The organism is Streptomyces kryoterrae (assembly GCF_054072135.1).
This window is the reverse complement of sequence record NZ_CM133358.1, coordinates 7173173-7199532: the sequence shown is the minus strand read 5'-3', so window position 1 is coordinate 7199532 and position 26360 is coordinate 7173173. Positions and strand designations below refer to the sequence as shown.

The window sequence follows — 26360 nt, the reverse complement described above, 5'->3', positions numbered from 1 at the left end:
CGCACCGGCCCCACGACCGACGGCGCCTCCCGACGGCGCCGCGCTCGTACGGACCGTGCGAGTCCCCTCGCCCGCGGTGGACCCGCGCAGACGGACGGACCCCTCCCGCACCCGTCCGATCAGCGCATCAGCATCACCACGAAGGGACCCCGACATGAAATTCGACGACGGCCTGTACATAGCATCGGCGGCCGGTTGGCTGCCCGACGTCGTCCCGATGGCCGACGCGATCCGGGACGGACTCGTCGACGCCGAGCACAGCGACATCGGCTACGAGTCGATCGCCGTCGCGGACGGTGTCTCCGGCCCCGAGATGGCGGTGCGCGCCGGCCGGATCGCCCTGGAGCGGGCCGGTCTGGAGCCCGACGAGGTGGGCCTGGTGCTCCACTCGTCCTGCGGCTACCAAGGACACGACATGTGGCCCGCCGCCACGTACGTCGCCAACAACACCGCCGGGCGCGGCGTTCCGGGCTTCGACCTCCAGCAGCGCTGCAACGCCGCCATGGGCTCACTGGCCCTGGCCGCCGGATACATCCGCACCGGATTCGCGCCGGCGGTGCTGCTCACGTCGGGCGACAACTTCGCGCTGCCGTACGTCGACCGGTGGAACGTCCAGCTCAACCTGATCTTCGCGGACGGCGGCAGCGCGCTGGTCGTCTCCGGCCGGACCGGCTTCGCCCGGGTGATCTCCGTGACGCTCGGCGCCGACAACACCCTGGAGGGCTGGAACCGCGGCGACTCGCCGTTCGCCACCGCCCCCGGCCGGGAGATGCCGCTGCCCCTGCGCCGGCTCGGCCTCGAACACGCCGCGAAGCCGGAGGCGGCGGGCTCCTGGGAGCGGTACGAGGCGGCGCTCGCCGCCACCACGGCCCGGGCCCTGGACGAGGCCGGTGTCACCATCGAGGACATCGCCCGGATCGTGGTGCCGCTGATCCACCGGGGTGTGTCCCCGGAGAACTACGAACTGCTGGGCTTCACCGAGAAGCAGAGCACCTGGGACCTCGGCCGCCGGGTCGGCCACATCGGCGCGGGCGACCAGTTCCTCGGTCTGGAGCACCTGGTCCTGGAAGGTTCGGTCGGCCCCGGCGACCTGGTACTGATCGTCGCCGCCGGCGAGGGATTCAGCTTCTCCGCCGCCGTGGTGGAGATCCTGGACGTCCCGACCTGGTGAGCGGACACGGAACGTCCGGGTGACTCAACTCCCTTGTTTTTCAGGGTTGTTCAGGTAACCGGCGAGGCGGTACGCCACCGGCCTCGCCGCCCGCCTCCCGGCCGTCACGCCGGACCTGCCCGAGCACCCGGACCACCCCCGCATCCTCGCCGCCCGGCCACCTGGCCGCCTGGCCGGCCTCGACTCCGGCACGATCTTCGCCGGGTCTCCGCCCCGCCCGTGTCGACCCCGCCACCGCCCCCCGCCACCCGTCCCCCGCCGGTACGACGCGCCGTCGCCACCGCCCACGAGCACGGCACCCGTACTCCTGCCGCCCCGAACAGGGCCGCCTGTTGCACGCCCTGGCCGGCGGCGCGGGTGCCCGCATCGCGGAGACCGGCACGGGGTGCGGGGTCGGCCGGCCCGACGGTGTGAGAGGTGGAGGCGGGGGCAGGTGGGGGCAGGCGGATCGTGAGCATGGAACGGGATCCCCAACTCGCAGGACGTACCGCCGAGTTGTTCGGCGACCACCCCGGCGTCGAGGTCGTCGAGGGCGACTGGCGAAGGATCGCGGAGCAGGCGCCGTACGACCTGCTGGTGCTGGACGGCGGCGGCCAGGGCAAGGCACCCGGCGACCCGCCGGCCGACGTCCACAGCCTGCTGGCCCCCGGCGACCGGCTACCCGCCACTGCACGATGGCGTCCCGGACAGGGCCCGGCTGTTCAGACGCCGGGGGAGCCGCTGGGCACCACGACTTCCTCGAAACTTGCCACCTGGACACCGAACATCCCCGCGCTCGCGGCGTCGGCGACCGTGGTGGACGTTTCCTCCGACAGCTGATGGTGTACGGAGGAGTCGTAGTGGCTGTAGTGGCCGTGGTTGGTGGTGGTACCCGGCTGGGTGTGCCGCCGGGTACCACCACGCCACCGCGCCTGTACAACCGACGTGACGAGTTAAGGAGTACGACGCGTGTCCTCTCCCTTCCCCGGTCTCTTCCCCGGGCTGTCCGAAGCCCCGACCGACACCTCGGGCGAGCGGCCCGCCCTGCGCTTCGGCGACCGCTCGCTGACGTACGCCGAGCTCGCCGTCTCGGCCGGAGCCCTCGCCGGCCGGATCTCCGGCGCGGGCGGCCCGGTCGCCGTCTGGGCGACACCGACGCTGGAGACGGCCGTCGGTGTCGTGGCCGCGCTGCTGGCCGGCGTCCCGGCGGTGCCGCTCAACCCGAAGTCGGGCGAGAGCGAGTTGGGGCACATCCTGAAGGACAGCTCACCCGCGCTCGTGCTCACCGCCCCCGGCGATCAACTCCCCGCTGCGCTGGGCACGTTGAGGCGTATCGACGTTGACGTCGACGTGCGTACGTCCGCGGGGGCCCCCGGGACCACGTACGAACCGGCCCCCGAGACCCCCGCCCTGATCGTCTACACCTCGGGCACCACCGGCCCGCCCAAGGGTGCCGTCATCCCGCACCGGGCCGTCGCCGCCACCCTGGACGCACTCGCCGACGCCTGGCAGTGGACTGCCGAGGACGTGCTGGTGCACGGGCTTCCGCTCTTTCATGTGCACGGTCTGATTCTCGGCATCCTCGGGCCGCTGCGGCGCGGCGGCTCGGTACGGCACCTCGGGCGGTTCGGGACGGAAGGCGTGACCCGCGAGCTGAACGACGGGGCGACGATGCTGTTCGGTGTGCCGACGATGTACCACCGGATCGCGGAAGCCCTCCCCGGCGATCCGGAACTCGCCGAGGCGCTCGGCCGGGCCCGGCTGCTCGTGTCGGGATCCGCCGCGCTGCCCGTGCACGACCACGAGCGGATCACGGCCACGACCGGGCGGCAGGTCGTGGAGCGGTACGGCATGACGGAGACCCTGATGTTGTGCTCGTCCCGGTGGACACCCCCGGACCCCCGGCCAGGTGTCCGCGCGGACGGGGAGCCGCGCGCGGGCACGGTCGGCGTACCGCTGCCGGGCGTCGAGCTGCGGCTCGTCGAGGAGGACGGGGCGCCCATCACGGCGTACGACGGCGAAACCGTGGGCGAGATCCAGGTGCGCGGGCCGAACCTCTTCACCGAGTACCTCAACCGGCCCGATGCCACCGCCGCCGCCTTCACCGCCGACGGCTGGTTCCGCACCGGCGACATGGCGGTGCGCGATCCCGACGGCTATGTCCGTATCGTCGGCCGCAAGGCCACCGACCTGATCAAGAGCGGTGGCTACAAGATCGGCGCGGGCGAGATCGAGAACGCGCTGCTGGAACACGCGGGTGTGCGCGAGGCGGCCGTGACCGGGGAGCCCGACGCCGACCTGGGGGAGCGGATCGTCGCCTGGATCGTCCCCACAGACGCCCAGTCCCCGCCGGACGCCGAAGAGTTGGCGAACCATGTCGCCGGTCGACTCGCCCCGCACAAACGCCCCCGGGTCGTGCGCTATCTGGACGCCCTCCCGCGCAACGACATGGGGAAGATCATGAAGCGGGCCCTGCCCAGTGACTGATCCGGCAACCAACCGAGACGCCGCCCCCACGACCGGCCAGGCGGCCGACCCACTCAATGACCGAGAGACCGATCCGGTCACCAGCCCAGTGGCCGCCCCCTTCACTGACCGAGACGCCGGCCCAGCGGCTGGCCAAGTGGTTGGTCCAATGGCCGACCCATTTGCCAGCGCAATGGCAGACCCAGTCAATGACCAAGAGACCGATCCAGTCACCGATCCAGTCACCGGCCCAGTGGCCGACCCATTCGCTGACCGAGACGCCGACCCCACGACCGGCCAAGTGGTTGCCCCAGCGACCGGCCCAGCTACCGGCCAAGTGGCTGGCCCCATGACCGACCGCACCCCCGGACGCCACTCCGCCCGCGAGCTCATCGCCCTGCTCGCGGACCACTCCCGCGACGGCTCCCATGACAGCTTCCGTGAACTCCCGTACCCCACGTGGGAGTTCAAGCCCGACGGCCCCCTCTCCTGGCAGGGATACGACGCCGCGCGCGCCCGCGCCGCCGCCCGTACCGGTGAGGAGGAGTCCGTCGTCTGCGGGACCGCGCACATCGGCGGCACCCCGGCCGTACTGATCGCCTTCGAGTTCGGCTTCCTCGGCGGCTCGCTCGGTGAACGCACCGGGGACCGGCTGGAGTTGGCCTACGAGTACGCGCGCACCCACCGCCTGCCCGTCGTCCCCCTCGTCGCGACGGGCGGCAGCCGTATGCAGGAGGGCATGCTCGCGCTGACCCAACTCCAGCGCGTGGCACGGCAGTCGACGCTCACGCGTGAGGCGGGCCTGCCGCAGATCGCGGTCCTCCGGGATCCGACGACCGGTGGCGGCTGGGCGACCCTGGGCGCGGGTGCCGACGTCGTGCTGGCGTTGCCCGGCGCACAGGTGGGCTTCGCGGGTTCCCGGGTCCGGCCGGCCGACGCGGACCCGGCGGCGTACACGGCCGAGGCGCAGGTGGCGGCGGGCGCGGCCGACGCGGTCGTACGGCCGGAGGCGCTCCGGGAGACGCTGGCCCTGTGGCTGCGCCTGCTGAGCGCCGATACGGTCGGTGCAACCGGCACGTCCAGCACCGCAGGTGCAGCCAGCACCGGCGACGCCCGGTCGACGGAGACCGCCCCGCCGCCCCCGGCCCTTGGTAGCGCGTCCCTCCCCACCACCGGCTGGGACGCCGTCCAGCGCGCCCGGTCTCCCCGACGTCCGCGCGCCGAGGCCTATTTGGACGCGTACTTCACCCGGCGCGCCGCGATCAGCGGTGACCGCTGCGGCGGCACCGACGCCGGGATGGCGTGCGGGTTCGGCGAGCGTGCGGCGGACGGGCGGACCGTCGCGTACGCCGCTCAGCTCGGTACGGCCACCCGCCCCGCCGGCTATCGCACCGCCGCCCGGCTGATCCGCCTCGCGGACCGGCTCGGCATCCCGGTGCTGACCCTGGTGGACACCCCGGGTGCCGCCAACGACGCCGACGCCGAGCGCCAGGGCGCCGGCGCCGCGATCGCGGACCTGTTCGGCGCGGTCGCCGCCGCCCGTACACCGGTCACCACGCTGCTGATCGGCGAGGGCGGCTCGGGCGGCGCCCTCGCTCTCGCCGCCCCCGGCAACACCTGGGCCACGCCGGACAGCTACTTCTCCGTCATCGCCCCGGAGCTCGCGGCGGCCATCCTCAAGCGTCCGGAGGGCGAGGTGGAGGCGACGGCGGACCAGCTCCGGATCCGGCCGCAGGATCTGGTGGAGCTGGGGGTGGTGCGGGGCATCGTGGGCCGCCCATAGCTTTCCCGGGACGCCCCACAGCCCTCCCGGGACCTTTGGCCGTCCCCATTGGGACCTTAGTCATAATTAATACATAAAGGATAAAATACCCATACGGCGGCACCCCGCCCGGCCCCCTACAACGGGCGCCCCCTCCCCCGCCCCCCGCACGATGCCAGTGGAGGCCCGCCGACCGGCGCGGCCCGTACGGTCCGCGCTCTCGGGAGGATCTGCCATGACCGTCAGTCTGGAACAGATGCGCCGCTGCCATTTCGCCGTCGACCTCGGGGCCGCGCGGACCCGCGTCTACGTCAAGGGTGCCGGGCTCGTCGTCGACCAGCCGTCCGTTGCCGCCGTGAACACCAAGACCGGCGCGCTGATCGCGGTCGGGGAGTTCGCCGAGAAGATGACGGGCCGTACGCCCCACTACATCCGGGTCGTACGGCCCGTGTCCGGTGGGACCGTCGTCGACATCGAGATGGCGCAGCGCATGCTGCGGCACCTGATCGGCGACAAGGTGCGGCGCACGCTGCGCCGCAAGCCCTTCCTGCGGGCCGCCGCCTGCACCCCGCACGACGCCGACCCGCTCGCGCAGCGCGCGACCATCGAGACGCTCGTCGGGCTCGGCGCCCGGCGGGTCGAGCTCGTCGACACGCTCGTCGCCGCCGCCGTGGGGTGCGGGCTGCCCGTCGAACGGCCCGAGGCGACGATGGTCATGGTGTGCGGTGCCGCCGCCACCCAGCTCGCCGTTCTCTCCCTCGGCGCGATCGTGACCGCCCAGCGGATCCCGGTCGGCGGCGAGGCCGTCGACCACGCGATCGTGCAGCATCTGCGGCATCAGCACGAGCTGATGCTGCCGAGCCAGTCCGTGCGTCCGCTGCAGCTCGCCCTCTCCGGCAACGGGCTCACCGCGCACGGGCCGGAGTCCACCGAGATCCACGGACGGGACGTCGCCACCGGCCTCGCCCGCTCCGTCCAGGTCGACACCGCCGCCGTGCGCGACGCCATCCAGACGCCGCTGACGGCCGTACTCGACGGGATCGGCAAGGTGCTGCGGGACTGCCCGCCCGATCTGGTGGCCGACCTCGCCGACCGCGGCATCATGATGGTCGGCGGCAGCGCGCTGCTCCCCGGGTTCGACCAGATGCTGCGGGAGGCCACGGGCATGCCGGTGCACATCGCCGAACGGCCGGACGTGTGCGCGGTGCAGGGCCTCGGGTACATGCTGGAGGGCAAGTTCGAGCCCATGGTGCTGGATCCACTGGCCACCTGAGTCCGGCCTCCCGAACCGGTAGCCCGCCAGCCGTATGTCGGACGACACGCCCCCGCCTTCCCCTCCCCCTCTGCCGCCCTGTCTCGAAGCCGTGCTCGGCATCGGTACCGATCTCGAACTGCGCACCACGCTCCAGCACATCGTGGACGGCGCGGCCGAGTTGACCGGTGCCCGGTACGCGGGATTCGGGATGGCCGACCCCGGGCACGACGGCCTCGTGGAGATCCGCAGGGCCGATCTGGGGCGCGCCCGGCGGGAGGGCATCACCGTCATCGACGTACCGATCGACATCGACGGCGAGGAGTTCGGGCGGCTGTATCTCGCCGAGAAACTCGACGGTTCCCCATTCGGCGACGAGGAAAGGGAGTTGCTGCGGGTGCTGGCCGCGCAGGCCGGTATCGCGATCGGCAACGCCCGGCTGTACGAGACCGCACGGCAGCGCGAGCGCTGGATCGAGGGTGCCGCCGCCGTCACCACCGCGCTGCTCACGGGTGGGGCCGACGACGACGCGCTGATGACCGTCGCGACCCGCGCCCGGCTCCTCGCCGACGCCGCCGCGGGCGTCATCCTGCAGCCGACGGACGCCGGCGGCATGGAGATCGTGACCGCCTCCACACTGGACGATCACGGTGACATCGTCGGGACCACCATTGAGCCGGGCAGCCCCGTCCTCGTTCAACTCCTGGGTGGGGAACCGGTGTTCGTCGACGACTCGGCGACCGACCCGCGGATGACGACTCCGGTACGGCACCAATTCGGGCCCAGCATGCTGCTGCCGTTGCAGGCCGAGGGGCGGCTGATCGGCACGCTCGCGCTGCCGCGCCGGCGCGGGGAGCGCCCGTACACCGATGTGGAACGGCTCCTCGCGACACAGTTCGCCTCGCAGGCCGCCCTCGCGCTCGTGCTCGCCGACGCCCGGCGCCGTCGTGCCCGCCTCGCGGTGTACGAGGACCGCGACCGGATCGCCCGTGACCTGCACGATCTCGTCGTCCAACGGCTGTTCGCCACCGGCATGATGCTGGAGTCCACCCAGCGCCGGGCTGCGGGCGACGACAAGGTGTGCGAGATCCTCGGGCACGCCGTCGACGAGCTCCAGGCCACCGTCCAGGAGGTCCGTACGACCATCTTCGCCCTTCAGCAGCCCCCGGCCGACGCACCAACCACTGTGCGCGGCAAGGTACTTCGGGAGGCGGCCGGTGCGGCGGCGGTACTCGGCCGCCGCCCCTCCGTCCACTTCACCGGCCCCGTCGAGCACCGTGTCCCGCCTCTCGTCGCCGCCCAGCTCCTCACCGCGCTGCGCCGCGCCCTCGCCACCGCCGTACGCCGCCCCGCTGTCACCCGCGTCGAGATCACCGTCGACGCGGCGGCGGCCCTGCCGGACGGCCGGGACGGCGTACGACTGACGGTGTACGACGATGGCGGCAGTGGCGAAGGCACAACGGGCCCAGGCGCGGGTACGACCGTCATCTGGCAGGCCCCGCTGGGAGACGGCACCCTGGGATGAGGTCACGGACCGTGGACGGCGGAGGAGCAGCCAGTGACGGACATCGGCACGCGCAACGGCACTCGCGTCGGCACGGGCATCGACACCCGCACGGGAATGGACACCGGCATGGGCACGCGCATCGGGACGCGCGTCCGCACACGCATCGGCGTGACCGGGCACCGCTCGATCCCCGCCGCCGTTCTGCCGTCCGTCCGCACGGGCATCCGCCGGCAACTGCGGGGCGACGGGGAGATGGAGGCTCTGAGCTGCCTCGCGGCCGGGGCCGACCAGTTGTTCGCCGACATGGCCCTGGACCGGGGTATCCCGGTCACGGCCGTGATTCCCGGTATGGACTACGAGGCCCACCTCGGCGACGCCGACACCCAGGCCGCCTTCCGCCGACTCCTCGGATCCTGCCGTACGCAGGTGAATCTGCCCGAGGAGGCGACGCACGAGGAGGCCTATTTCGCGGCGGGCCGCTGGATCGTCGACCACGTCGACCGGCTGGTCGCGGTGTGGGACGGGCAGCCCGCGCGGGGGCTCGGGGGCACCGCGGACGTGGTGGCGTACGCCCGGCGCACGGGCGTTCCGGTGACGGTGCTGTGGCGGCCGGGGGTGCTGCGCGCCTGACTTCGGGGCCGGGGTGCCCGGCCCCGAGCCGGCGCCTCGGCCTGTCTCTCAGCCGAACCTGACCACCCAGTCGGTGTGCTGCGGCGAGACCAGCCGCTCGGCGTCCGCCACCGCCTCCGCCCAGGCCGCCTCCGTCACGGTCTTGGACATCGTGATGCGCAGCATGTCGAGGTCCTGGTTGATGAGGCCGTACGCGTACGCCAGCGGCCGGTGTCTGCGTACCTCCTGCCACGCCACCCCTGCCGCCGCGGCGGCGCTGAGCAGACCGGTGAGATCCCAGCCGCCGATGACACCGAGCGCCCTGAGGCCGGCGGACAGCAGGGCGAGCAGGGTCAGTACGGCGGTGACGGACGACCAGTGGACGGAGGACCGATGCGTCTGCGCCGCCTTGTTGCGGTGCCAGACGAACTGTTCGAGCAGCCGGTCGCGGAGATAGATGTCCCGTCGCGCCTCGAACGGCTTGGCGCGTACGGCGCGCATGGCCGGAGTGATCTGACCGGCCGCCCGGGCACGGGTTCCGTTGCGGGAGTCGTCGACCCACCCCACCTTCCTCAGTTCCGCCAGCCGCCCTTCGAGCCGCTCCGCGAACAGTCCGTCGGGATCGGCGACCCGTGAGTGGAAGGGCCCGCCGTGCACCATGTACTGCCAGGCCAGTGATTTGAGCAGCTCGGCGACGTCCCGGTGGGCGCGCCAGTGGGCCCGGGCCCGTCGGCGTGCGGTGTGCAGGCCGACGCCGATGGTCATCGCGTAGAGCACGGCCGCCAACGCCGCCGGAACATGGCTGTCGAGACGTTCCGCGACCATGGCGGCCGTGGTCGCGAGGAGCAGGGTGACGAGTTGCGTGCGTACCGCGCGAAACGATTCTCCTTGCCTGACCAGCGCACGATGGTCACTTATCCGGAAGAGCGGTGGCAGATCGCTGTCACTCAACGTCACACTTGGCCCAGGAGTTCCGATATACATAGCCCCCTCGCGCTACCAGAATGCGAGCCCTGACCGGATTCCGACCGTCTCAGAGAATAAGACACCATAGCGGCTTGGAGAGCCGCATGCTATCGCGGTGACTCACATTCAGGAACGGGCTGGAAATAGTCCCCGAGCGGCCGCCGCGCCCGCCTTATCCCCAGGGAACCCACCCGCATCCTGCGTCCCGTCGCCACCGTCGATCTCTGTACACGCATAAACGGAATACTGTTGCACGGGCTTCTACTGGAGACTCTTCCGAATTCGGAGTGAAGATCGGAATTGATCCGGTGGGGGGAACGGAGTCAGCCGGTGAAGGTGCGCATCTTCAAATCGGTGATCAGCCCGGTGTACGCGGCATCCATCCCATCGGGACCTGGAGCCGCTGACGGTCTGCCAGACCGTCCGGTGGCCGAGGACAAGCGCGTTCAACGCGGCCGGGGGTCTGGGGGCGGCGCCCCCGGGTACGGGATGGGACGGGTAGGGGCGGCGGGGGGATACTCCCCGGCGCCTCCCTGACCGGCCCCTTACCCCCACCTGGCACACTGTCCGCACCCGGAGAAGGAGCAACCGCATGTCGATGGTCGGCAGCCTGCGCAAAGTGGCCCGCCTGGCTCGGCGTGGGCGGCGGGTGGACCTCAGTCACCCCGCCCGCTCACCGCTCGGCTCCACCGTCGTCAACTGCGTGATCTACCGCGAGGGTGTACGCCAGCCCACCGCCCCCTCCGTCGAGGAGTCCGTCGCCCGCGTCCGCAAGCACAACCGCGGCTTCGTCTGGCTCGGACTCCACGAACCGTCCGAGACGGAGTTCGCCCGCGTCGCCGAACTGTTCGGGCTGCACCCGCTCGCCGTCGAGGACGCCGTCCAGGCCCACCAGCGCCCCAAGGTGGAGCGGTACGGCGACGTCCTGTTCGCCGTGTTCAAGACGGTCTGCTACGTCGAGCACGAGGAGCTGACCGCGACCAGCGAGGTCGTCACCACCGGCGAGATCATGGTCTTCGCCGGCCCCGACTTCGTCGTCACCGTCCGACACGGCCGGCACGGCTCCCTCGGCCCGCTGCGCGAGGACCTGGAGTCCGACCCGGAGCAGCTCGGCAGGGGCCCGGCCGCGGTGCTGCACGGCATCGCCGACCACGTCGTCGACGACTACCTGCACGTCACGGACGCCGTCCAGGACGACCTCGACCAGGTCGAGTCGGACGTCTTCTCCCCGCAGAGCCCGCGCACCGCCGACGCCGGCCGTATCTACCAGCTCAAGCGTGAACTCCTCGAACTGAAGCGGGCGGTGGTCCCCCTCGGCCGTCCTCTCCAGCAGCTGGCCACCGAGCCGATGCCGTCCGTCGAGCCGTCGATACAGGCCTACTTCCGGGACGTGTCCGACCACCTGATCCGCGCCACCGAGCAGATCCACGCCTTCGACGCCCTGCTCGACTCGATCCTCCAGGCCCACCTCGCCCAGGTCACCGTCGGCCAGAACGAGGACATGCGGAAGATCACGGCATGGGCCGCGATCGTCGCCGTACCAACGATGGTCTGCGGGATCTACGGCATGAACTTCGAGCACATGCCCGAACTGCACTGGCGCTACGGCTATCCACTCGTCCTCACCGTCATCGCCACCGCCTGCTTCTTCCTCCACCGCGGTTTCAAACGCAACGGCTGGCTGTGAACACGGCCGACCGACCGCCCGTACCTTCTGTCGAGTCGTACGTCCGCCGTACCACCCGATCTGGAGCAGCGCAGTGTCCCAGCAGCACCCCCGGCGATCGTCCTCCCGCGGGGCCGTCGCGCTCGTCGCGCTTCTGACGGCCGTCGTCCTTCCCCTGGCCACGGCATGTACGGCGGACCCGGGCACGGATCTGGGCACCGGGAAGAAGGCGTCGCCGTCCGCGTCGGAGTCCATGCCGCCCGCTCCCGCGGCCGCCGTGGTCGCGCCGGCCAAGGTCGAGGTGATCGCCAGGCTGACGGGCTGCGAGGTGACGATCCGCACCGACGCGGACGAACTGCGCGAGGGTGTCTGCCACACCGCCGGCGGGAACTACCTGATCACGACGTTCCCGGCGGAGAAGTACAAGCTGACCTGGCTGGACAGCGCGGCCATCTACGGCGGCAGGTACCTGGTCGGCCCCAAGTGGGTCATCAGCGCGCCCCCGAAGGTCCAGGAATCGCTGCGCCAGAAGGTGGGCGGCACGTTCGAGGACCTCAACGACCACGACGCCCGGAACTAGGACCGAGCTCCGTCAGGACTGTTCCCCCGCGGGCGCCGGATCCGGCTTGTAGCCGCTGATGACGTACGACTGCTCGTCGTCGACCGTGTTCTCCGCCGGGTCCAGGGTGATCCGTACGGGGTGCCCGTCGGGCGCGTACTCCGCCTCCGCCGTGTCCGCGCCCTCGTCGTGGGCCCGGGCCAGCTGGTCCAACAGCCCGCCGATGGTGGGCACTTCCTCGGGCGCGCGCTCCACCGCGCCCCGCCCGCTCTCGTCGAGCCCGACCACCTTGGCCACCCTTCCGTCCCGGACCGTCACCCGGAACGTGCCGATCAGGCCGCGCTCCCCCTCGCTCGACGTCAACGTGTAGACGTACGAGGCGGGTTCCTCCCAGGACTCCGCGAACGACGAGAACGAGGAGGTGGGGGTGGGCGAGGACGCCGACGTACCCTCCCCCGACACCGAGGCTCCGGAATCCCCGTCGCAGCCGACGACCGTGCACACCAGTCCCGCGACCAGTACGACGGACGACAGCAATCGGACCGAAGCCATGGTGATCCCCCTGAACAGTGAACGAGTGCGGCTACCGATACCGACCACCGCTAACCGCTACGACGCGCCTTTGCCGCGAAACGTTCATCCGCGAGGCCGAGGCTCTCAGGCCGCACGCCCCCGCCCGTCCGCGGTCGGGGCCGTCGCCACCCCGGCTATTTGCTCGAGGAACGCGTCCACGAGGTCGTACGCCCGCTGCCGTGACTCCTCGTGCCGGGCACGGGTCTCGGCAAGCAACTGGTCCGGGTCCTCGCCGTGTGCCCTGGCCTCACGCCGGCCGGCGTCGTCCAGCCACAGGAGCAGCGTCTCCTCGTCGAGCTCGGGATGGAACTGCACCCCGAGCGCCCGCCCGGCCCGGAACGCCTGTGGGCCGACCGCGCTGCGGGCCAGCTCCACCGCGCCCGGCGGGACCGTGAACCGGTCGAAGTGCCACTGGAACCACGGCCCCGCCGGAATCAGCCCGGGTACGTCCGACTCGACGGCCGTCCAGCCGATCTCGTGCCGGGGCGCCGCCTCGACGCTCCCCCCGAGGGCGGTGGCGAGCGCCTGCGCCCCGAAGCAGATGCCGAGTACGGGCAGCCCGGCGGCGTACGCGGTGCGCAGCAGCTCCAGCTCACCGTCGATCCAGGTCCCGACGGTGGCCCTGTCGTAGACCGACCAGGGCGCGCCGAGCAGCACGATCAGGTCGTAGCCGGCCGGGTCGGGGAAGTCGAACTCGACGCCGGGGCTGTCGTACCGCTCGGCCGGTACGACGGTCAACTCATCGATTTCATAGCCGAGTCGGACGATACGGTCGCCGACGGGACCGGACAGCGAGAGATGGTCGTGACGTATGACGAGGGCGCGCACGGGGTTCTCCACTTCTCAAGTGCTCAAGTGCTCAAGTTCTCAAGGGACGTGACTGGGGTCGAGGTGGGGGGATCAGCCGTTGGGACGCCGTCCGCTGCGGCGCGGAGCGGGTTCGGCGCCGTCGAGCAGCTCCAGCCGGCGGTCCTCGCCGTGGGTCTCGACCTGGACGACGATCCTGGGCAGCGCGTCCGCGGTGGCCCGGGCCTCCTCGGCGTTGAAGTCCGGGAAGAGCGTCCGCATCAGCGCCTCGCCCTCGTCCGTGAGCCCGAGCAGCACCCGCCGCCCGTCCGATGGGTGCTCGATGCGCCGGACCAGCCCACGCGACTCCAGCGTCCGGGCCACCCCGGTGAGCGTCCCCTTGGAGATCCCGGCCTCCTCGGCCACGAGCCGTGTCTCGGTCTCCCCGGAGATCCGGACGACCCACAGCACGACGAACCCGGTCCACGTGAGATCCACCCCGCGCAGCACGGAGTTCTCGACATGCCGGCGCACGGCGGAGGCGGCCCGGTGGATGTTCGCGGCGACGGCCATCTGGTCGTGCCGGATCGAAACGTCCCCGGGCTTGGCCTTGACCAATTGCTCGGTGACCAACTGCTCGGTCTCGACGATCGGTCGCTGCGTCACCGGCGTTCCCCTCCAACGACACGATGTCGTTCGGCACCAGATTGTACGAAGGACGCGAGGAACGCCCAGGCAGAGGCGCGGGGCTGTGACATTCACGGCTCCGCCGCGTGGACGCGACCCTCACCGAGGACCAGTCGCACAGGAGGAGCCGCGGTCATGGTCGTACGCACTCGGATCTCCACGCCGGGTCGGGCAGTGGCCGTCGGGGCCTCGGCGGGTCAGGGGCCGGGAGGTGGTGTGCGGGCGTCCTGGCAGCCGCAGGACGTGCGGACGACCAGGCGGGACGGGAAGCGGCGGGTGCGGTCCGTCTCACCTGGTGTCGCCGTGTCCAGTTCCGGATCGAGCGCCATGTCCACCGCCGTACGGGCCATCGCCTCGCGGTCGGTGGCGACCGTCGTCAGCGGCGGGTCGGTCATCGCCGCCTCCTTGACGTCGTCGAAGCCCACCACGGCCAGCTCGCCCGGTACGGCTACGCCCAGTTGACGGGCCGCCCGCAGCAGGCCGATGGCCTGGTCGTCCGTCGAACAGAACACGGCGGTCGGCCGGTCGGGGGCGGCGAGCAGGCGCAGGGCGGCCTCGTAGGTGTCGTACCGGTTGTAGGGGGCGTGGAAGAGGAGCCCCTCGGTGGGGCGGCCGGCGTCCGCCATCGCCTTGCGCCAGCCCTCGACGTGGTCGGCGACGGGATCGCCGGCCACGGGAGCCGACCCGGGGCCGCCCAGGCAGGCCACGGCGGTGTGCCCGTGCTGGAGGAGATGCCGGGTGGCGAGCCGGGCACCCTCGACGTCGTCCGTGACCACGGCGAACTTGCGTACGGACGCGGACCGTTCGTGCATCAGCACGACCCGGGTGTCCATGGTGTCGAGCTCGGCGGCGATCCGGTCGCCGAGCCCCAGACTGACCAGGATCAGCGCCGACACCCGCATCCCCAAAAAGGCGTGCAGGTAATGGATTTCGCGCTCCTCCTGGTAATCGGAGTTGCCGACGAGCACCATTTTCCCCCGGTCTGCGGCGGCTCGTTCCAACGCGTGGGTGATTTCCCCGAAAAATGGCTGACGGGCGTCCGGAACGATCAGCCCCAGCAGGTCCGTACGGCGACTGGCCATGGCCTGGGCCACCCGGTCGGGCCGGTAGCCGAGTTCCCTGACGGCTTCGAGAACGCGTCGGCGTTTCTCCGCGGAGACGGGCCGGGGGCCGTTGTTGACGACGTAACTGACGACCGCGCTGGAGGTTCCCGCGAGCCTGGCGACGTCGTCCCGTGTCACCTTTGTCACCGGGTGGGTCTACGGGCGTCAAATAGCCTGCTGTAAATGACCGTTGGCTTTCGGCCAGGGCTCCGGAACGGGTTCGTGGGCGCCCCGTGCCGGGCATCGTGAGGACAGGAACGGACAGGACGGGACGGCGGGGGCGCAGGCCCGTCGGGTCGTGCACCGGCCTGGGGGCGTCGCCGGGCCGGGGAAGACAGACCGGTGTGCGGCTTCTCCCCCGGCATCAGGGCCCCTAGCATTCACCTGCCCCACGTTGGTCGCACACGTACCGCCGGGCGAACCTCTCCGGCTCGTGCCGGACAGCGCGCGGGGCCGGAGGGGAGGGGGGACAAGGTCATGGGGACATCCTTGCGCACCCGTTCACGAAGGCTGCCGGAGGTGGTCCCCGGGATCGTGCTCGGCGCGGCGGGCCTGCTGGCCGTCGGTGTGCTGACCGGTCTGGCGGTGGACGTCTCGGCGCTGGTGGGTTCCGACGGCTATGCGCTCGGGGCGGCGCTGCTGCTCGCGGTCGGCCTGTACGGGAGCACGTACTCGATCGATCTCCGGGCGCTGCGGGCCGATCTGCCCGGTGTGGTGGCCGCGGTCACCCTGGGTGTGGTCCTGAAGGCCGTGCTGATCGCCGGCACGATGGTGCTGGTGTTCCGGCGGCCGGAGTATCTGGTGCTCGGCATCGCGGTCGCCCAGATCGACCCTCTGTCGGTCGCCGCGCTGACCGGCAAGGGGCGGATGTCGCCGCGCGCCCAGTCGCTGCTGACGGCCTGGGCGTCGTTCGACGACCCGATGACGGTCCTGCTGACGCTGTATCTGGCGGGGTACGCCTACACGGCGGCGGGCCACGAGGGCGCCCCCGGGATCAGCCGGGGCGCGGGCGGCGACTACGCGACCGGGCTCCTCTTCAACGCCGTACTCCTGGCCGCGGTGGTGCTGTTGTGGTGGGGCGGACGGCGGGCGGTGTCACGGTTGCCGGACGTCCCGGCGGTCCGGCGCGCGAAGGCCGGCGGCGCGGTGCTGCTCGTCGGGGCGATGGTGGTGCTCGCGGCGCTGAACCAGCTGATGCTCGGGGTGGCGCTGGCCGGTCTCGTACTGCGTGCCACGGTGCTCGACAAGGCGGTCGGCCGGGCGGTGGGCGGCGCGTTCCTCGCCGCGTTCCTGACGCTCGGGCTGCTGCTCGCGCACGGGGTGGCGCTGTGGCCGGGGTTCGTGCTCGGCGTGGCCGCGTTCGCCGCGCAGGCGGTGGTGGCACTGGGCGTACTGCCGTTGTTCGTACGGGGGTTGGAGCGCCGTGACCGGATCGCGCTCGGCCTCGGCCAGCAGAACGGCATCACGGCCGTGCTGATCGCCCTGACCCTGGAGCGGGACTTCCCTGGCACCGCGGCGACCGTCGGCCCGGCCGTCATCACCGTCAACCTGCTGCACGGCACCTCACAGGCGCTCCTGGCGCATCCGCCCCGGCGACGGCGGGCGCGCGCGCCTCGGGAACTCTCCACCGGCGCCGCGCGTCACTCTCCGTACGATCAGCAGACGGAGGACGAACAGTCGGTCGCATAACCGGAGTACGGAGTCCCGAAGCACGGAGTCCCGGAGGATGGGGTTCCGGCGGGCCGGAAATGTGGGGCGGGCGGCGACCGCGGGGAATGCAAGACGTACGAGACCTGGACCGTACGAGACCTACCAGGCGTGTGAAGTGCCGGCACCGGACGGGGGAGACGCTGATGAGGCAGGCGAGGAGATCAGGTGTGCGAGGGGTGCCCTGCGACGGCACCAGGCCGTTGACCCGGAGCGTCAGGAACACTCGGAGTACCGCTCCCCCGGGCCGTCGGCCTCGCGCCCGGCACGCGGTGACCGGCGCGGCTCTCCTGCTGCTGGCCGCCGGTGCCGCGCCGGCCTTCGCCGCATCCGCCGGGGGCGCCGACTCCCCCGAGCGGGATGCCCAGTTGGTGTACTGCCTCGACCCCGTCCACCGCACCGACCTGCTCACGGCGGCCGTCAGGCTGGGGCTGCAGAAGGCCGACGCCGAGGTTTCGCCGGAGCGGTGGGCCAAGGACCACGACGAGGACTTCGGGCGGGCCTGCGCCGCGCTCATGGCCGCCGAGTCGGACTCCCCGGCGACGTCCGCGCAGGCCAGGGGCGCGGACGACGACGGCTGGCTCATGACCCTGGTGAAGCAGGTCCCCCTGCTTCTGCTGGGTGCCCTACTCCCCCTGGCGGGCCAGTCCTACGAGCGTGTGTCGTCCCAACGCCGTTCGCTGCGACAGGAGTTGAGGACGACGGAGACCGCGTACCGGGTGGCCGTACAGGAGTATCTCGCCGGGCACGACCAGGAGCACCCCGAGGACCACTCACCGGTGCGTGCCGCACGGTACGCACTGGCCGTCACCCTCTCCCGGGTGACCGGCCCATCGGCCCGGCGAGCGGCGGCGGAGCAACTCGCCGACGGGCTGCCGCTGGCCCGGCCGCTGCCACGGGTCGACGGCGGCTATCTGATCGACACGCCGACCCGCACCCTGGACGCGGCCGAGCAGCACATCTCCGTGGAACGCTGCCTGCGCGCCTTACCCGAACTCAACCGCGGTTCCCTGTACTGGAGTTGGCGCACACTACGAACCCGCCCCGGGCGCGCCGGAGCAGCGGGGGCCGCCGAATGATCGGGCCGCTCGACGAGACGGAGAACGCGAACCCCTTCGGTGTGTACGTGCCGGAGAGCCGGGACCGGCTGCCTGCGACGCATGTCCGGCCGAAGGCCGACCATCCGCTGGTGCCGTGGAAGGAGCAGAGCCATGTCCACCAGTGGGTGGACGTCGATCACGCCGGACAGCAACTGGGCCGGTTCGTGGAGTGTTTCCAGGAGGAGCTGCCCGGGCTGCTCGTGGAGGAGGAGGGCCGCGGGCATCTGGTGGTGGTGACCGGGCCGGTGGGCATGGGCAAGACGACCCTCATCCACCGGTGCGTGCACTGGGCGCACGGGTACGTCCAGGGCCTGGCGCGTCCGGTGGTGGCGATGGCCGGGGGCTACCAGAACCTCGGCGACAAGGTCAGCTGGGACCCCAAGGGCCACTTCGCCGAGACTCCGCTGATCAACACCTTCATCCGCGACAGGATCGTCAAGAAGCTGGAGAGGGAGTTCCCGGGGGAGCCACTCGACCCCGCGCTCACGGGGGACGACGTCCAGAGGGCGTTCAGCGCCATCAGCAAGCTGCTCGCCCGGCAGGAGAGTCTGCTGTTCGCCATCGTCCCGCACATCGACTGGCGGGACGCCGGGGGCGAGGTGCGGACGAACTTCCTCAAGACGTGGCTGAGCCACGCGGAGAGCCGGATCGTACTGTTCGTCGAGATCAGTCACCAGAACCGCGACACGGCGGGCGAGGTGATCGCCGGGCTGCCCTCGAACATGCCGGTCACCCATCTCTCGCTCGGATCGCTCGCCACGGAGGACACCGTGAAGTTCACCGAGACCGCTCGCGGCGGCCATCCCGACCCCGAGAGCACACCGCCGTCGCTGCCCGCCATTCCGACTCAGGGCCACGGGTCGGGCCACGGGCCGGGCCAGGTTCCCGGTCAGGATCCGTGGAGCCTCGCCGACGTACGGCATCTGCGCCGGGAGTGTTTCGCCATCGCCAAACAGCAGAGAGAAAGGGGTGAAGCGGTGCATGTGACCGCCGCCCATCTCACCCCGCCCGCCATCGACCCGGCCGCCCTGGGCCGCGCCCCCCGCAGACCCGCCTGACCGCAGGGCTCCCGACCCGCCCGTTCCACCCGTACACAGGATCCATGAACAGGAATCCGTGAACAGGTGTCCGCACACAGGAACCGAACTCCCGTACAGATGTACCCGCCCGCCGCTCCCAAGGCCGACACCGGACAGACGAGGAGTGCCATCGTGACACCGACCAGTGGACACACCTGGCACCAGAACCCCTTCCCGCTGAGCCCTGTCGTGCGCCTCGGACCCTCGTCCGACCTGGGAGACGCGCGGGTCAGGGCGGCCGACTCGGGCAACGCCCACATCGACACCCCGCTGATCGAGGACGTCGAGGGGCTCGTCGACGACTACTTCGCGCCGCCCGCCGCCGGTGGCCGGCGCGGCCGGGCGATCGCCCTGGTGGGCGAGTTCGGCCTCGGCAAGAGCCACGCCCTGCGCCGGACCTACCAGACGATCCGGACGCGGCACGCCGAGACGGCGACGTGGATAGTGGACGAGCCGGCGCAGGACATGGGGCGGCTCTACCGCGACCGGCTGCGCGGACCCGGCGACTCCGAGCAGGGCAAACGCGCCTTCGAGGAGCTGGTGCGGGACTACTACGCCTATGTCACGGCCGGCTGGGTCGGCGCGGCCGACGACGATCCGCGCCGCGGCACCCTGCGGGAGATCGCGACCGGACTGCGCGACCGGGTCCTCGACCCGGACAAGGTCGTGTCGGCGCTGCGCTACGACCCCGAGGTGATCCACGCCGATCTGCGCGGCACCCTGGGCGAGGTCACCGAGCACCGCAGGTTCTCCACCGCGCTCGCGCTGCTGCTGGAGCCGCCGTTCAACCAGATGGTGTGGAACTGGCTGAACGGCGCCGAGCCCGCCGAGCCGCTGCGCGAGCGCGGCATCACCGAGGCGATCGGCCCGTCGGACGGGCGCCCCGACCGCGCGGCCGGCATCGACCGCGTCTTCGACGCGCTGACCGTGCAGGGCTTTCTGCACGGCCGGGTCGGACAGCCGTACGTCCTGCTCCTCGACTCGCTGGAGAAGGTGCTCGACTGGCCGGACGACACCCGGCGCGCGTTCATGGACGCCTTCGAACGCCTCATCAACATCTATACGAGCCACGGCGGTCTGCTGGTGTTCTGCTCCTCGCCCGACGGGCTGCGGGCGCTGCGCCAGAGTGTGCACGAGCGGGTGGTGCAGTTGTGGCCGACGGGGCTCGACCCGGACCGCACCGGGCAGCTGGTGGCCCGCTATCTGGCCTCGGGCGAGGAGACGAACGAGGCGGTGAGGGACACGGGTGAGGTGGACGCCGACGGCGAAGGGCCGTCCGAGCCCGCCCCCGCACCGCCTCCCACCGGGCCCTTCGACGACGAAGCGCTGCGGCTGCTCCACGAGTTGACCGAGGGGGTGCCGCGCGAGGTGCTCAAGACGTGCCGGGAGGCATGGCAGCTCAGTGAGGACACCACGGGCCTGGTCCGCCGGGTGCCGGGCGTGACGGTCCTGAAGGCGGTACGGGCGCTGCACGAGCGGGTGTCGTACCAGCGGGTCCTGGGCGATGTGCACGACGCCCTCGACCTGGGCCAGTGGCGGATAGCCTCCCGTGATCCGGTGCCGCCGAGGCTGACGCGCTCGGCGGGCGGCCGGGAGGAGGTCCTGTACTGGCTGTCGCCGGCGCCGAACGCCTACATCGCGGTGGTCTACGCCCGTTCCCTGCTCCTCGCCGACGATGTCGAACGGATCGTCACCCAGGTGAACGGGCTGCGCAGCGCGGTGCGCCCGGGGCGGTTCGAGGCACTGTTGGTGGTCAACGGGCTGGTGTCGCACGCGATGCAGGACCGGCTCGGGCGATCGATCGGCTCCCGCCCGCTGGTGTACCGGCAGGGTGTGTTCCCGAAGAGCGTGCACGAGGCGCTGCTGCAGCTGGAGCGGCGGCTCGTGGAGGAGGGCCGGGAGGAGGACCTCGCCGAGCTGGGCGAGCGGATGCGCCGGAACCTGGAGCAGCAGACGGCCCATCTCGACGAGATGCGCCGCAACCTGGCCGCGATGACGCTGGAGGTGCGTCCGGGCGCGACAGGGGCGCCCGGACCGGCGGCGGGGTCCGTTCACGCGAGCGCCGACGAGGAGCCGGCCGAGGAGCTGCCGGGCCCGGTGTGGCGCCGGTTCCGGGACGCGCTGGCGATGCTGGAGTCGGTGACCCGGCGGGTGGCCGGCCGGAGCGTGAACCTGCGGGCGGCGGCGACCTCGGCGGATCTGAGCGTGCTGGGCTGCGCGACGCTGGTGCGGGCCCTGACGGAGGACTTCCGGGGCGCTGTCGCGACCTGGGCACGGGCGGCGACGCCGGGTACGCCGACCGAGGTCCAGCTCGGCGAACTGCGCCGGATCTGCCGGGAGTACGAGAGCGCGGTCGAGGTGCTGCCGGTACATCTGCTGCGCAGCGCGGAGCATCGGCATCCCCTCACACCGGCCCGCACGGTGGAGATCCTCGCGGAGGAGGTGTGGGGCACCCTGAGTACCCCGGCGGTGCCCTAGGGACCGCCGACTCCCCTCTGCCGCAGGGGTGTTCGGTGCGGTGGCGGTACGGGCACGCCGCCCGTGGTCCGGGCCAGGGCCGCGAGCCGCTGTTCCGCGTTGGCGACCTGGCGCTGGTCGAGGGTTACGCCGAGGAGGAAGGCGCGCGGCGAGGTCCAGTGGACGTACACCGCCCCCTCCTGGACGTCGAGGACCAGCCGCTCGACGGAGGCGCCGTTGCCGGGGGGCGGGGCGATCAGGTCGAGCGCGTCCCTGAGCCGGATCAGATGGCCGCGCAGGCTGCGCGAGAGGTCGCGGTAGGCCGTCCGCCGGGTGCGCACGCTGACGTCCATGAAGCGCGGGCCGAGTTCCTGGCTGTCGAAGACGTCACCGACACAGACCAGGGTCCAGTCCTGGTAGTAGCCCGCGTACTGCAGGTCCGTGGTGTTCACATGGGTGCGCCACAGATCGCGCAGCCGCTGCTCGTACACGGTGTCCGGGGCGGCGGCCGTCCCGAAGTCGACGTGTGGGCCCGTGGGCGACTCCCCGCTCTGGAGATGGGCCGTCGCCCGCACGTCGCCGCCGAGCAACTCGTCGGGCAGCCCGTGCACTTCGGTGCGGATACGGGTGACGAGCCGGTTCATCGCCTCGTCCATGCCGGACACGCCGTCGGGTACGTCCGTCACCGCCGCCAGGAACTCGTCGGGGCGGGCCCGGCCGCCCCACAGGCCGGCGCGGGTGCCCGCGAGGACCGTGCGCATCAGCTCGCCGGTCTTCAGCGGGCGCAGGACGGCGCCGAGGTCCTGGGTGCACAGCAGCAGCCTGGAGCCGGGCAGCGACTCGTTCTGCGCGTCGTCGCCGATCTCGGCGACCAGGCTGGACAGCGGGGCTCGGTCCGCTCTCAGGACGGCGAAGTCGAGGATGCCGTTGCTGTAGTGGGCCAGGGAGCGGATCGCGGGTGTCCGTCCGAGGGTCTCCTCGCACAGCGCGGTGATCAGGCCGTGGCGCTTGGAAGTCCAGTGGGACTCCTTCAGCGTGGTGCTCCGGTGCGGTACGGGGGCTGCCACGGGTGCTCGCCTTTCGCTGGTCGGTGCGTTGCTGAGCGGCGCCTTGCCGGTCGGTCTCCGAGGGGCTGCCGTACGGGCGGGTCACACTCCGGGCAACTCCAGGTCGATGTCGTAGCCCGAGGGCGGGACGGGGCGGGTGGGGTCGACGCCGGTGAGGCGTTCCAGGTGGGCGCCGACCCGGCGCCCGCCCGGGCGGTGGGCGATGCCCAGGTCACCGAGGCGGGCCAGGGCGGTGCGGGCGAGTTCGACGGCCTCCTCGTCGCGGCCCGCCGAAGCGAGCGTGGCGGCAAGGGAGTTCTCCGCGAACGCGACCCAGGGGTGGGCCCCGCCCAACTTGTGGGTGAGGAGACTGAGCGTGAGCCTGCCGATCTCCTCGGCGAGCCGCAGCTCGCCGGTGGCCCGCAGATAGACGCCGTGGCGCACCTGGGCGAGGCCCGTGTAGGGGTGCCCCGGTCCGAACCATTGGGCGAGGGCGTCCACGCACTGCCGGGCGTGCTGTTCGGCCTCGTCGGCCTTGCCGAGGGCGTGCAGGTCGGCGGCGTAGCTGAACCGGCAGCGCACGGTGTCGTAGCGGTCGGGGCCGAACCGGTCGACGTAGAGGCCGAGGGCGCGCAGGTCGCGTTCGTGGGCGAGTTCGTAGCCGTAGAGGGGGTCCTTGAGGGCGGGGAAACCGTCGGCGAGCCGGCGTTCGCTGACCGCGAGGCCGACCTCGGTACGCAGCCGGACGAGGTCCCAGGTGTCGCCGTGCCGGCGCAGCTTCTGGCGCAGCAGGTCGCGGGCCTCGCCGTCGCGTCCGGCGGAGCGGTACAGGTAGGCGAGCAGTCCGGCGGTGCCCCAGGCCGCCGGATCGTCCTTGCCTCCGACCGCCTGCCGGTGGCGGAACCGGTCCTGGAGCGTGGTCAGGGCGCGCGCGACCCGGCCGGTCAGGGCCTCGGTGAGGGCGAGGTTGTGCTCCACCTGTCTGGTGGCCGGATGCTTCCAGCCGAGCAGCAGGGTGAGCCCTTCCACGACGGGCCGCTGTTGCAGCAGGGCGTCGTCGAAGCGGCCCAGCGCGCGCAGGGTGGCGGCGTAGGAGTCGGCGGAGAGCAGGGTGCGCGGGTGGGTGATGCCGAGGAGTCGGCGGTGGCCGCGCAGGGCGTCCTGGGCGATCCGGCGGGAGAGGTCGTAGTCGCCGCGCAGCCGGTGGGCGCGGGCGACGAAGTTGAGCAGGCGCAGGTACTCGGGTGACTGTTCGTCAACGTCGTCGCCGTCGTTGCCGCCATCGGCTCCCCACTCCTCGAGGGCCCGCCCGGCGATGTCGAGGAGGCGGTCGAGGTCGGCGGCCTCGGCGCGCTGGCTGAGCGCGTTGAGGTGGCGCAGCAGCGAGCGGCGCACCCGCGGCCGGGGGTCCTCCCACAGGCGCAGCGAGAACACCTCGCGGGCCCAGTCGGCGGGCAGGTCGGGGCCCTGCGGGGCGTGTTCGGACAGGACGCTGCGCAGTACGGACTCGATGTGCGCGCGCTCGGCCGGGTCCATGCCGGCGCGGATCAGGTCGCGCAGCCCGTGGTGCTGGACGAGCGGCTGCTGGGTGCGGTCGAAGTCGACGTCCAGGAGGCCCACTTGGGCCAGGGCCCACAGGGCGACGCTCACCATGTGCTCGTCGGGCAGCAGGACCTCGGTGCCGGCGGGTGCGGGCGACGAGGACTCGTCGTCGCGGGCGAGTTCGGACAGGATGCGGCGCGAGCGCAGCAGTTCCAGGCCCATGCCACGCCCGGTGAGCAGGGAGGCGGCGCCCAGCAGCCAGCCCACGGCGTCGTGTTCGGGGCTCTCGGCCCGCCAGGCGACGGCGCCGGGGGTGGCCTGTACGACACGCCGGGCGACCTGCACCATCACTGCCACGGGCGACACGGCGTCGGCGGTGCGCAGCAGTTCGGTCTTCGCGGCACGGTACTCGGCGAGGAGGTCTCCGACGGCGGCGCGGACGGCGGCGTCCTGGTTCATGTGGTCGTCGCGGCGGTGCGCGGCGGTCCGTTCGGCGAGGCAGTGGGCGGCGAGGTGCAGGGCCTGCGGGACGGAGTCGACGACGCTGCCGATCTGCCGGGCCTGCCGCTCGCTGATCTCCGGCACCTTCTCGGCGAGCAGCGAGCGGCTCTCCTCGGCTTCCATCGGGCCGATGGCGAGGGGCCGCAGACGCGGCGGCCGTACGTCCTCGGCCTGGTCGCTCTCGGCCGGTGCGGTCCGGCTGGTGACGAGGACGTGCCCGCGCTCGTGCGGTACGGGCAGCAGGCCGTGCAGTTCGGCGGGGTCGGTGACACCGTCGTAGACGATGAGCCAGCTCTCCGCCTCGGCGTCGGTGCGGGAGAGCCGGGACAGCAGCCGGGAGATGCCGTCCCCGTCGGTGCCGACCCGGTCCTCGGGTGCGCCGAGGCGCCCGGCGAGCCGGCCGAGGCCGCGCTCGACACGGGTGCGCTCCCAGGCGCGCACCCACCACACCACGTCGTACGAGGCCCCGACGCGGTGGCACAGTTCGTGCGCGGTGTCGCTCTTGCCCCAGCCGCTGGGGCCGTGCAGCACCAGGCAGGCGCCGTCGCGGGCGGCGTCGCGCAGTTCCTCGTGGATTGTGCCGAGCAGTCCGGCGCGGTCCACGAAGGCGTTGTTGCGCGCCCCCACGTTGGTGGTCTCCGGCAGCCGCGGGAACCCGGCCCCGAGGCCGCTGTCGCCGGGTTCGGGCGCGCTGAGGCCGAGACCGGTGTACAGCAGCCGCAGCGCCTGGTCCTCCGTGGTGTCGCGCAGGTCGATCCGTTCGTGGTGGGCGGCCTCGGTGTGCGGGAACGGCTCGTCGACGAGCAGGATGCGGACGTCGGTGTGGGACAGGGCGCCGATCTGTTCGAGCAGGGTGTCGTCGGCGTCGTCCGGCGACAGGAAGAGCAACGCGGCACCGGAGCCGGGGCGTTCACCGGCGTAGGTGTCGGCGCGGCGCAGCTCCGTACGCACTCCCTTGAGGGCGAGCCGGTCGCGCAGCCACGCGGCCCACAGGGCGTGCCGGGCCGAGTGGACGACGGTGACGTCGGTGAGGCGGGCGACGCGGCGGGCGCGCAGCCAGTCGGCGAGCTGCTCGTAGTAGGGGCGCAGTCCGCTGATCGTGCCGGCGTCCTCCGCCTCGACGGCGAGGCTGAGGCTGTCCTGGTAGAGGGGGTTGTACGGGATCTCGAGGAAGGGGACGTCGGTCCTGCCGAGCGCGGCGGCGACCGGGGCGAACTTCCTGCGCACCCGTTCGCGGGCGTCACGCAGGCGGTCGTGCACGCCGGTGTCGCTCTTGAGGCCGAGGGCAAGCAGCCGTACGGGCTCCTCGCCCCGCCGAACCATCAGGTCCTCGGCGAGGGCGGCGGCCCCGTCGATGGACCAGGCGGTCATCGCGAAACAGACGACGAGCGTGTCGGCGTACGCGGCGGAGCGCACCGGTTCCGTCTCCTCGGAGGAGTCCGGTACGGGAGCCTCGACGAGGAGATGGTCGTACGCGGCGGCGACGGGGTCCTCGGCGAGGGCGGCGAGGGCGGGGCCGCCGGGGGCGGTCGCGGTGTGCACACGGCCGGGTTCGGGGCGGGGCGGGGGCGCGCTCGCGCCGGGTTCGCCGGAGCGGCCGTCGACGAGGAGGACGCTGCGGTTGGTGTCGGCGAGGATGTCGGCGACGTTGCGCAGGGTCGTGCTCAGGCCGAGGTTCTCGGAGGTGGCGAGGAAGACCGCGAACGGCCCTGGCCTGTCAGGGGGGTTGGCGTCTGGCATGGCTTCTCCGCTCGGCACGTCTCCGCTCGGCGCGGCAGTGAACAAGGGGGACAAAAAGGGCGGACGAGGAGCGCCAGTATAGGCCGCCGCGCACCTGGCGGA

Annotated in this window: 20 protein-coding genes; 13 read left to right on the top strand and 7 right to left on the bottom strand. The window is 72.1% G+C overall.

The features are described 5' to 3' along the window. The first annotated feature begins 154 nt into the window (after nucleotides 1-154). From ACW4TU_RS32005 to ACW4TU_RS31975, 7 genes are all read left to right on the top strand, one after another. Nucleotides 155-1171, top strand: coding sequence for a ketoacyl-ACP synthase III family protein (locus tag ACW4TU_RS32005; RefSeq protein ID WP_457418820.1), 1017 nt, complete (start codon nucleotides 155-157; stop codon nucleotides 1169-1171). A 456-nt stretch (nucleotides 1172-1627) separates the two neighbouring features. Continuing rightward, nucleotides 1628-1990, top strand: a complete 363-nt coding sequence (locus tag ACW4TU_RS32000; RefSeq protein WP_457418819.1) for a hypothetical protein — start codon at nucleotides 1628-1630, stop codon at nucleotides 1988-1990. A 129-nt stretch (nucleotides 1991-2119) separates the two neighbouring features. Next, a complete protein-coding gene (locus ACW4TU_RS31995; protein WP_457418817.1) occupies nucleotides 2120-3637 on the top strand; it encodes an acyl-CoA synthetase in 1518 nt (505 codons plus the stop codon). A 328-nt stretch (nucleotides 3638-3965) separates the two neighbouring features. Next, complete coding sequence (locus ACW4TU_RS31990; RefSeq protein WP_457418815.1) at nucleotides 3966-5399, top strand: carboxyl transferase domain-containing protein; 1434 nt, start codon at nucleotides 3966-3968, stop codon at nucleotides 5397-5399. A gap of 214 nt (nucleotides 5400-5613) precedes the next feature. After that, nucleotides 5614-6651: a rod shape-determining protein gene (locus ACW4TU_RS31985; protein WP_457418813.1), complete on the top strand. Its 1038-nt coding sequence runs from the start codon at nucleotides 5614-5616 to the stop codon at nucleotides 6649-6651. Between the two features lie 34 nt (nucleotides 6652-6685). Continuing rightward, nucleotides 6686-8155, top strand: coding sequence for a sensor histidine kinase (locus ACW4TU_RS31980; protein ID WP_457418811.1), 1470 nt, complete (start codon nucleotides 6686-6688; stop codon nucleotides 8153-8155). Nucleotides 8156-8263: 108 nt separating this feature from the next. Next, nucleotides 8264-8767, top strand: a complete 504-nt coding sequence (locus ACW4TU_RS31975) for a hypothetical protein (RefSeq protein ID WP_457430426.1) — start codon at nucleotides 8264-8266, stop codon at nucleotides 8765-8767. Nucleotides 8768-8815: 48 nt separating this feature from the next. Here the strand turns inward: ACW4TU_RS31975 and ACW4TU_RS31970 are convergent, their stop codons facing one another. Beyond that, complete coding sequence (locus ACW4TU_RS31970; RefSeq protein WP_457418809.1) at nucleotides 8816-9730, bottom strand: DUF4231 domain-containing protein; 915 nt, start codon at nucleotides 9728-9730, stop codon at nucleotides 8816-8818. A gap of 574 nt (nucleotides 9731-10304) precedes the next feature. Here ACW4TU_RS31970 and ACW4TU_RS31965 point away from each other — a divergent pair. Together ACW4TU_RS31965 and ACW4TU_RS31960 are read left to right on the top strand one after the other, a co-directional pair. Continuing rightward, nucleotides 10305-11399 carry a magnesium and cobalt transport protein CorA gene (locus tag ACW4TU_RS31965; protein ID WP_457418807.1) on the top strand — a complete coding sequence of 365 codons (1095 nt, stop codon included), beginning with the start codon at nucleotides 10305-10307 and terminating at the stop codon, nucleotides 11397-11399. A 73-nt stretch (nucleotides 11400-11472) separates the two neighbouring features. Then, on the top strand, nucleotides 11473-11958 hold the full coding sequence (locus ACW4TU_RS31960; protein WP_457418805.1) for a hypothetical protein: 486 nt from the start codon (nucleotides 11473-11475) through the stop codon (nucleotides 11956-11958). Between the two features lie 12 nt (nucleotides 11959-11970). Here the strand turns inward: ACW4TU_RS31960 and ACW4TU_RS31955 are convergent, their stop codons facing one another. The 4 genes from ACW4TU_RS31955 to ACW4TU_RS31940 all read right to left on the bottom strand — a co-directional run bounded on the left by ACW4TU_RS31955 (nucleotide 11971) and on the right by ACW4TU_RS31940 (nucleotide 15233). Next, nucleotides 11971-12489, bottom strand: coding sequence for a DUF6174 domain-containing protein (locus ACW4TU_RS31955; protein WP_457418803.1), 519 nt, complete (start codon nucleotides 12487-12489; stop codon nucleotides 11971-11973). Between the two features lie 105 nt (nucleotides 12490-12594). Further along, nucleotides 12595-13338, bottom strand: coding sequence for a type 1 glutamine amidotransferase (locus ACW4TU_RS31950; RefSeq protein ID WP_457418800.1), 744 nt, complete (start codon nucleotides 13336-13338; stop codon nucleotides 12595-12597). Between the two features lie 72 nt (nucleotides 13339-13410). Then, complete coding sequence (locus ACW4TU_RS31945) at nucleotides 13411-13962, bottom strand: MarR family winged helix-turn-helix transcriptional regulator (protein ID WP_457418798.1); 552 nt, start codon at nucleotides 13960-13962, stop codon at nucleotides 13411-13413. Between the two features lie 218 nt (nucleotides 13963-14180). Further along, nucleotides 14181-15233, bottom strand: a complete 1053-nt coding sequence (locus tag ACW4TU_RS31940; protein ID WP_457418796.1) for a LacI family DNA-binding transcriptional regulator — start codon at nucleotides 15231-15233, stop codon at nucleotides 14181-14183. A 330-nt stretch (nucleotides 15234-15563) separates the two neighbouring features. On the opposite strand from ACW4TU_RS31940, the gene ACW4TU_RS31935 reads away from it, so the two are divergent. The 4 genes from ACW4TU_RS31935 to ACW4TU_RS31920 all read left to right on the top strand — a co-directional run bounded on the left by ACW4TU_RS31935 (nucleotide 15564) and on the right by ACW4TU_RS31920 (nucleotide 21450). Further along, nucleotides 15564-16775, top strand: a complete 1212-nt coding sequence (locus ACW4TU_RS31935; RefSeq protein WP_457418794.1) for a cation:proton antiporter family protein — start codon at nucleotides 15564-15566, stop codon at nucleotides 16773-16775. Nucleotides 16776-17065: 290 nt separating this feature from the next. Continuing rightward, a complete protein-coding gene (locus ACW4TU_RS31930; RefSeq protein ID WP_457418792.1) occupies nucleotides 17066-17872 on the top strand; it encodes a hypothetical protein in 807 nt (268 codons plus the stop codon). Beyond that, a complete protein-coding gene (locus ACW4TU_RS31925; RefSeq protein ID WP_457418790.1) occupies nucleotides 17869-18951 on the top strand; it encodes an ATP-binding protein in 1083 nt (360 codons plus the stop codon). The genes ACW4TU_RS31930 and ACW4TU_RS31925 overlap by 4 nt, the downstream gene beginning before the upstream one ends. Nucleotides 18952-19104: 153 nt before the next feature. Next, nucleotides 19105-21450 carry a hypothetical protein gene (locus ACW4TU_RS31920; protein WP_457418788.1) on the top strand — a complete coding sequence of 782 codons (2346 nt, stop codon included), beginning with the start codon at nucleotides 19105-19107 and terminating at the stop codon, nucleotides 21448-21450. On the opposite strand, the gene ACW4TU_RS31915 is transcribed toward ACW4TU_RS31920, so the two are convergent. Then, nucleotides 21447-22496, bottom strand: coding sequence for a hypothetical protein (locus ACW4TU_RS31915; RefSeq protein WP_457418786.1), 1050 nt, complete (start codon nucleotides 22494-22496; stop codon nucleotides 21447-21449). The two genes, ACW4TU_RS31920 and ACW4TU_RS31915, sit on opposite strands and share 4 nt — an antisense overlap. An 81-nt stretch (nucleotides 22497-22577) precedes the next feature. After that, the gene (gene fxsT / locus ACW4TU_RS31910; protein ID WP_457418784.1) at nucleotides 22578-26258 is read right to left on the bottom strand and encodes an FxSxx-COOH system tetratricopeptide repeat protein; all 3681 of its coding nucleotides are present in this window, start codon (nucleotides 26256-26258) and stop codon (nucleotides 22578-22580) included. Between the last annotated feature and the right edge of the window lie 102 nt (nucleotides 26259-26360).

Excerpts from the sequence above, each read along its gene's own strand:
- ACW4TU_RS32005 (WP_457418820.1), top strand. The coding sequence starts at position 155 with ATGAAATTCGACGACGGCCTGTACATAGCATCGGCGGCCGGTTGGCTG.
- ACW4TU_RS32000 (WP_457418819.1), top strand. The coding sequence starts at position 1,628 with ATGGAACGGGATCCCCAACTCGCAGGACGTACCGCCGAGTTGTTCGGC.
- ACW4TU_RS31990 (WP_457418815.1), top strand. The coding sequence starts at position 3,966 with ATGACCGACCGCACCCCCGGACGCCACTCCGCCCGCGAGCTCATCGCC.
- ACW4TU_RS31985 (WP_457418813.1), top strand. The coding sequence starts at position 5,614 with ATGACCGTCAGTCTGGAACAGATGCGCCGCTGCCATTTCGCCGTCGAC.
- ACW4TU_RS31980 (WP_457418811.1), top strand. The coding sequence starts at position 6,686 with ATGTCGGACGACACGCCCCCGCCTTCCCCTCCCCCTCTGCCGCCCTGT.
- ACW4TU_RS31975 (WP_457430426.1), top strand. The coding sequence starts at position 8,264 with ATGGGCACGCGCATCGGGACGCGCGTCCGCACACGCATCGGCGTGACC.
- ACW4TU_RS31970 (WP_457418809.1), bottom strand. The coding sequence starts at position 9,730 with ATGTATATCGGAACTCCTGGGCCAAGTGTGACGTTGAGTGACAGCGAT.
- ACW4TU_RS31965 (WP_457418807.1), top strand. The coding sequence starts at position 10,305 with ATGTCGATGGTCGGCAGCCTGCGCAAAGTGGCCCGCCTGGCTCGGCGT.
- ACW4TU_RS31955 (WP_457418803.1), bottom strand. The coding sequence starts at position 12,489 with ATGGCTTCGGTCCGATTGCTGTCGTCCGTCGTACTGGTCGCGGGACTG.
- ACW4TU_RS31935 (WP_457418794.1), top strand. The coding sequence starts at position 15,564 with ATGGGGACATCCTTGCGCACCCGTTCACGAAGGCTGCCGGAGGTGGTC.
- ACW4TU_RS31925 (WP_457418790.1), top strand. The coding sequence starts at position 17,869 with ATGATCGGGCCGCTCGACGAGACGGAGAACGCGAACCCCTTCGGTGTG.
- fxsT (WP_457418784.1), bottom strand. The coding sequence starts at position 26,258 with ATGCCAGACGCCAACCCCCCTGACAGGCCAGGGCCGTTCGCGGTCTTC.